The 1,637-nt window shown below is 40.9% G+C and carries 1 pseudogene; it reads left to right on the top strand.

What is annotated here, in order from left to right:
- Window positions 1-126 precede the first annotated feature (126 nt).
- Window positions 127-1,509 (top strand): annotated as a pseudogene (gene carB / locus CBG25_RS04185) (carbamoyl-phosphate synthase large subunit); the annotation flags it as partial.
- Window positions 1,510-1,637: the final 128 nt, after the last annotated feature.

The raw sequence follows: 1,637 nt of genomic DNA, 5'->3' as shown, positions 1-1,637 counted from the left end.
TGATACTGGTTTGCAAAGAGGTCATTCTTAATGGCGCTGCGTTTCTTCATGGTGGTTAGCTCAGTAGACCAGCTTCCGATAACTTTATCAGCAAAATCAAACTCGGCTTAGGTTTTTCGAGGTGCCCTCTGGTATATAGCCGATGCTTTCCGCGCAGGTATGTCTGTGAATGGTGTATTTAATCTAACCAATATTGATCATTGGTTTTTGGTTCAAATTGAAGAGCTTGTTCGTTTAGAAGAGAAAGTTACTGAGTTTGGCATTAATGGCTTATCAGCAGAATTCTTGCGGCTATTGAAACGAAAAGGGTTTGATGATATTCGTTTGGCTAAATTAGTCGGTGTTTCTGAAGCTGAAATCCGTAAATTACGCCAAAATTATAAACTGCATCCTGTTTTTAAGCGAGTTGATACCTGTGCAGCAGAGTTTGCGACAGATACCGCTTATCTCTATTCCACTTATGAAGATGAATGTGAAGCCAAACCTGACAATAGCAAATCTAAGATTATGGTACTCGGTGGTGGACCAAACCGTATTGGTCAAGGAATAGAGTTTGATTATTGTTGTGTTCATGCTGCGTTGGCGTTACGCGAAGATGGCTATCAGACAATAATGGTAAACTGTAATCCTGAAACGGTTTCTACTGATTATGATACATCTGATCGTCTTTATTTTGAACCAGTAACGTTAGAAGATGTATTAGAAATAGTCAGGATCGAACAACCTGAAGGTGTAATTGTGCAGTATGGTGGCCAGACACCTTTAAAATTGGCGCTTGCCTTAGAAGAAGCGGGTGTTCCAATTATTGGCACAAGCCCGGATGCGATTGATCGCGCAGAAGATCGAGAACGTTTTCAACAAGCAGTGGCTCGTTTAGGACTTAAGTAGCCAGAAAACGCTACGGTTACGACAATTGAACAGGCTATAGAAAAGGCTCACAATATTGGTTGTCCATTAGTTGTACGTCCTTCCTATGTTTTAGGCGGGCGGGCAATGGAAATTGTTTACGATGAAACTGATTTACGTCGGTACTTTCAGACCGCGGTAAGTATTTCCAATGATGCACCAGTATTGCTCGATCATTTCCTGGATGATGCCATTGAGGTTGATGTAGATGCTATTTGTGATGGGGAAACCGTATTAATTGGTGGTATTATGGAGCATATTGAACAGGCGGGCGTTCACTCTGGTGATTCAGCCTGTTCCTTGCCACCTTATACCTTGAGTCAGAATATACAAAATGTCATGAGTGAACAGGTAAAAGAACTGGCATTTGAACTACGCGTTCGAGGATTAGTGAATGTTCAATTTGCGGTTAAAGATAATGACGTCTATTTAATCGAGGTGAATCCCCGTGCTGCGCGTACTGTGCCTTTTGTATCAAAAGCAACAGGAATACCACTGGCAAAAGTAGCTGCTCGTGTCATGGTCGGGCAATCTTTAGCTAAACAGGGTGTAACGAAAGAAATTATTCCACCTTATTATTCGGTAAAAGAAGTCGTATTACCATTAAACTAGTTGCTGAATAGAGACTTGCATTTTTTGTCACGCTATTGAGAATAAAAAGAGGTTTAACTTAGAGAATAAAGGTTTGAAATGATCAACAAAGAGCGGCTGTTACGAGATAATCGTTTATG

Origin of the sequence: Arsenophonus sp. ENCA, from assembly GCF_002287155.1 — a bacterium.
In the GTDB taxonomy this organism is placed as follows: Bacteria; Pseudomonadota; Gammaproteobacteria; order Enterobacterales; family Enterobacteriaceae; genus Arsenophonus; species Arsenophonus nilaparvatae.
The sequence above is the reverse complement of the archived record's forward strand: the minus strand, read 5'-3'. Positions and strand labels throughout refer to the sequence as shown.